3 protein-coding genes and 1 pseudogene are annotated in these 5461 nt (G+C 47.1%); all 4 read right to left on the bottom strand.

The genetic code is table 11. The features are described 5' to 3' along the window. A partial coding sequence (gene pgsB / locus U9Q77_09910; GenBank protein MEA3287672.1) for a poly-gamma-glutamate synthase PgsB occupies positions 1-1094 on the bottom strand: 1094 nt, incomplete at its 3' end. A 245-nt stretch (positions 1095-1339) separates the two neighbouring features. Beyond that, entirely contained in the window at positions 1340-2494 is a 1155-nt protein-coding gene (locus tag U9Q77_09905) for a lamin tail domain-containing protein (protein MEA3287671.1), read from the bottom strand. A gap of 27 nt (positions 2495-2521) precedes the next feature. Next, positions 2522-3274: pseudogene (locus U9Q77_09900) on the bottom strand (endonuclease). 235 nt (positions 3275-3509) lie between these two features. After that, positions 3510-5324 (bottom strand): endonuclease, encoded by a 1815-nt coding sequence (locus tag U9Q77_09895; GenBank protein MEA3287670.1) that lies wholly within the window; start codon positions 5322-5324, stop codon positions 3510-3512. Between the last annotated feature and the right edge of the window lie 137 nt (positions 5325-5461).

Genomic DNA, 5461 nt, shown 5'->3' with positions numbered 1-5461 from the left:
TTTCCCGGTTGGGACAATAATTTCTTGGCGAAATTAGCCGCCTTCTCCGATTCAGAGAACGTCTCAACCCGGCCTTTGACCTTGGAAAAATAGGGTTCTTTAAAACGATCGAGGTGATTACCCCTCACAAAAAGTGTATCCGTATGAATATCTTTCAGGATCAGTTCCAAAAGCTGTGAGCTGCGACTGATCCGATCTGATCGTGTATTCAGGAAAGTGCAGATATGGTCATACTCAAGACTGGGATGATTCTTGATCATATTCCAGATCGTTTTTGTAGATTGTGGATCATTGGCAGCAAATGCGTTCACCAGTAGATAGTGACGGTTACCTGACTTGAGTTCCCAGACCCGTAAGGCACCTGGATCTGGCTGGGCTTTTCGCATTCCCGTAAGGGCTTGATCCCGTGGAATACCTAGTGACTCACACACTGCTAACGACAGAGCCACATTCTCCGGATGCTCAATATGATTAAAACCCAGCATATCTTCATGCGTTACGGCATGATCAGTAACTGCCTCAACCCGTGTTCCCCGTTGTTCAGCCACTTGCTGAAATATATCCAACTTCCCCTGTTCAGCCGTGAAAAGATTGCCATTGAAAGGGATGGTATTTGACAGGGACATGGCAATATCCCGCAACCGATAACCCATCTCTTCGACATGATCGAGTCGCACATTAGTAATGATACTATGGGTCGACTTTACCATAAGATGTTCTGTGACCCATTGGTATTGTGGTTGGACAGCCATGCACTCCAGCACCACAGCCTGAGGTCGAAACTGTCCAAAGTATCTTAGAAACCTGACCTGCTCACCAATACTGGGCTTTTGCAAGCGATGGATCCGGCGATCCTTGCCCTGCAGATCCAGAATCCGGGGATCTGAGCCAGTCGTTTTCCCCAGAACAGAGAATCCAGCTTCCCGCATACCGGCGCAGATCAACCGAGTGACACTTGATTTTCCCCGGGTTCCGTTGATGTGGATCCGGATCGGAATGCGTTTAAGTGCTCGTAGATGGACATACCACTCCCCTGTGAGAACAGCGATCACTGTGAGGATCATGATAAGCAGAGAAAATACAACAACATCCATAAATAGAAACTACGCTCCAGGCCCTGATGGCTCCTTGGTTTTTAGGGCAAAATATAGTTTGTGCAACAGGTTTAGTAAGATTGAAAAGACGGATATTTTGGAAGTGATAAAAATGTCATTAATGGGTGTGGAAAGTTGGGGGTTGGGGGTTGGGGTTGGGGGTTGGGGGTTAGGGGTTGGGGGGTGTGGTGGTAGAGACGCGATGCTCGCGTCTGGTGGCTCGCGTCTAGCAGCCTGATGAAAAATTACCTCAACAAAGTCACCCTTTGGATCTGGACATCAGCACCAGCCGCCAGACGTATGAAATAAATACCTGATGAAAAATTACCGCCATCCCATTTAACCGTATAGGTCCCCGGTTCGGTGACACCGTCATAGAGGCTTTCCACAAACCTCCCATTCACATCAAACACTCGTAGAGACACATTGCAATGCGTCTCCCCCACAACCATAAACAAAACCGTCGTTACCGGGTTAAAGGGATTGGGATAGACATTCATCAGCAAAAAATTGTTGGGTGATATCATTTCAACTGCTACCACGGGGTCAAATATATGCGTTCCCGGAGTGCCCGGCGACCCATTGCTGGGAGTTCCGGTGACCAACGAACTGATCACCCATTCCCCTGGGTCATAGCTGGTTCCACCACTACTCACTGAGGGGATCCGCTCGGCAAAGCTATTCTCATACCAGGTCGTACCAGTCCCAACCATGCCAAATGCATCGATATATTCGCCTGTTTCGGTTCGTATTTGATAGACATCATTACCATTGCCATTAATGCCCGCTGAAGTTTGATCAGGAGCAGCAAATCCAGCATCCAACAACCCTGCTGTGCTGTAGGCAATAACCCATGATCCAGCACCGGACAATACTGTGCCAGCAGGAATCGAGGCAGCTTGGCTGGGGTCATTTCCATTGCTGCCCCGCCAAATCTGAAAACCGCCAATGTCCCGGGGTTGGGAGCTTGTATTGGTTATCTCGATGAATTTTGGTTGTCCGCCACTCCGGTTGCCATCCATGACCTCACTGATGATCAACCCGTTCACGGCACTCACTTGATCGTTTGGACTGATGGTCAGAATAAAACTGTCATTCCCATCAACCGTGGCTGAATCACCACCACTCACATTGGCGATGGTAAAAATAAAAATTTCCTGCTCCTCAGACAGATCATCATCAGTAATAAATATTTCCACGGTCTGCTGTTCATAGCTCCCGGCAGGAAAGGTCAAAAGGGTCGCTTCAAATCCAGCCAAATCTGCTGTTGTGCCAGTGCCTCCAGTCAGGTTGACCTCACATTGCGTATTCAAATCAGGGTCAGGATTGGTGATGGAAAGCTCCAGGATCACTGAGCCTGCGTCTTCTTCAACTGCCATACTGCTATGGGTAAACCCGATCCGGGTATGGGGAGCCAGTTGATCGATAAATATTGAATCAGCCCACTCCGGATGGTCAATAAAGGGGTTTCGATTCCCCTGAAAACCAAATACAACTTCATTGCGCTGCTGTTCAAAATCATCAACCGGATCCAGATTATGCCACTGTAAAAGAGTTGATAATTTGCCAAAGGTTGGCTGATAAGTAAGCGTTCCGGTAAAATCAACCAGTTCCAGATCATATACCGAATTATCAGTGTGATAGCCCGGATCATAGCGGACCACCATGTAAAACATCATGCGGGCAACATCACCCTTGACAGCATCCCTGGGTTCCCAACTGTCACTATCATAATAGCACTCGGTGGCTTCAACATGCTGCACACCCCCATTGTCAAAATCCAGAGTGCTCCGACTGGAGTTTACACTCTCGTCAGCCGGTCGCAGGTGATGACAATCAGTGTAGGCGGTATCGTTCTCAACGGGAAATCCATGCGACTTGGACCAGACGTGTTCCCGATTCCAACGATTGCTGCCATTGGCCGGTGCCTCTCCACTATTTAAAGTTTTTTCCTGTGAGCGTCCGGTATAAAGCAAAATAACATTGTCACTGTTTGAGGGGTCTTCATCGGTTTCTTTGAGAATATCCCAGACATCTGTGGAACTTGACGTGTAGGGGTATTTTAAATGATCACTAACGATATCATGCAGGGCAGATTTTAGTTCGGCTCCGCTTAATCCTTCTGCTGGTTCATAGTAATCCTGAGGAATCTGAGACCAGGCAATTACAGGGATGAGCATGATCAAACTGGCCAACCATGAATTTGACAAACTGAGAGATGATCTCTTCATGTTGCAGTACCTCTTTTTAAACTCCGGAAACATACAGTTCATTAGTCACCGGAGGACAGGATCATTCCCGCGTAGGTCTGAATATAATTAGCGCCTATTGATAAACGCTTATAATAGTAACCCACGACTTAAGTCGTGAGCTGCTCATCATCTTTGATCCAGGGAAGCGTTTCAACGGTTAATTCTATTTCAGCAGGGTCACCCGCTGGATCTGAACGTCATTACCAGAAGACAGGCGCAGGAGGTAAATGCCTGATGAAAGATCAGCACCATCCCATTTGACCGTATAGACCCCCGGTTCGGTGATGCCATCATAGAGGCTTTCCACAAACCGCCCATTCACATCAAACACTCGTAGAGACGCATTGCAATGCGTCTCTACTGGAATTGTAAATGAAACCGTCGTCACCGGGTTAAAAGGATTGGGATAGGCCGAATGTAAGGTCAAGCCAAAAGGTAACCCGGTTTCATCCCCGACAATGGATACAGGATCATAATTGGTCACAGCTACATCATCAATAATCAAATGAGCCGCCTGGTTATCGTTAAGGATCCGAATCCGAACCGATGTTGATGTGTCGTTAACAGTTAGAGAATACAGTGTATAAGTGGTACCCACATTGTAATTCTGAGTTGCGATGGTCTCGAACGTACCTCCATTTACAGCTTTCTGAACCTGAAATTCATCCGTAGCTGATCCACTTCGTTGATAATAGTAGAAAGAGATACTCCCAAGTGTATTGACTGCTGGCGTGGTAATATAGGCACCATTTGTATCATCATTTATTGCAATACAGTAATCCCCATTATAGGGAGTTCCCAAGGCGAAATTTCCCGACTGGTACAGGTTCCAGGACCCACTGGCTAACGCGAAGTCACCGTCTTCATAACTGTTGCCACTCCCTGTTTCAAAATCTTCCAAGAAATGGGTTACCGTACTTCCACCTCCTCCTGAGGTAGTGACGGATACGGTAACCTGAGCAGATTCTCCAGAGCCGTTAAATGCCGACACCCCAAATGTGTAGCTGGTTGCTTCGATCAGTCCACTTGCTTCATAGGAAGTCACATCAGTACTCAGCGTGGTCAGGAGCGAATTATCCTGATACAGGTAAAATCCGTCTTCGTCGGTGGCGTTGTCCGTCCAGGATAGTTCTATGATCGTTTCGGTGATATCCAGGGCAAATAAATCACTTGGGGCTGTTGGTGCAGGAGCTGCCCCACTCCAGATCAGTGCTGTATATTCCGGATGATCGATAAAGGGATTACGGTTATTCTGAATATCATGGATGGCATTGTTGCGATCGATCTCTTTCTGGCTCACCGGATCTGCTGCATGCCACTCCAAAAGCATATTCAAAGCCCACTCTACCAGCTGAGATCCGTTGACCATGGCATTGTTATCCCAGGAGCCATCTTCATTGAAATAACGGGTTGACATATAGAAATAATTCCGGGCAAAATCACCTTTATAGGCATCAATGGGTTCAAAAACAGTACCGGTGTATCCAGGATAACTACAGGGACCCTTTTTACTGCCATTCAGAGATGTCCAGCTGGGATTACTGGTTTCACCGTAGGGATAATTGCTGCGCTGGCCGTTTACATAACCATCGGTGGGTACCAGATGGAACATATCCGTGTACATGGGTGAACCTTCGTTGAACCAGCTTTTGGGCCAGGAATGCTCTCGATTATAACAATCGCCTTCAGCCCCGTAATTCCCGCATTGATTGGTCACGAAGGTGTATTCATAAGGAGGAGTGCCCCCTGGTACATCTGAATACATATCCCACACTTTTCCATTGGGTTTCACATCTGTCGACTGAAAGTGAGTCCACAAAGCACTATAGCTTTGAGACTGATGACCGTCGATTATGTCATGCAGGGCTTGCTGAAGCGCAGTCCCATTCAAACCTGAAGCATTGTTGTAATAGCCATTGGGTATCTGGGACCAGAGGCTGGTTATCGTGAGTGTAAATATCAATAAAAATTGTTTCATAATTCTTCCTGTAATTTGGCCGGCAAAGGTAATCTAGGAACTGCTGGATGGAAGTGCGATTTGTCATTTGGAGGTTTGGAGGTTTGGAGGTTTGGAGGTTTGGAAGTTTGGAAGTTTGGAAGTTTGGAGGTTTGGAG

The organism is Candidatus Neomarinimicrobiota bacterium, from assembly GCA_034716895.1.
Classification (GTDB): Bacteria; Fidelibacterota; UBA8477; order UBA8477; family JABMPR01; genus JABMPR01.
The sequence above is the reverse complement of the archived record's forward strand: the minus strand, read 5'-3'. Positions and strand labels throughout refer to the sequence as shown.

Bases quoted from the DNA above. Each gene is read 5' to 3' on its own strand.
- U9Q77_09895 (MEA3287670.1), bottom strand. From the start codon at position 5,324: ATGAAACAATTTTTATTGATATTTACACTCACGATAACCAGCCTCTGG.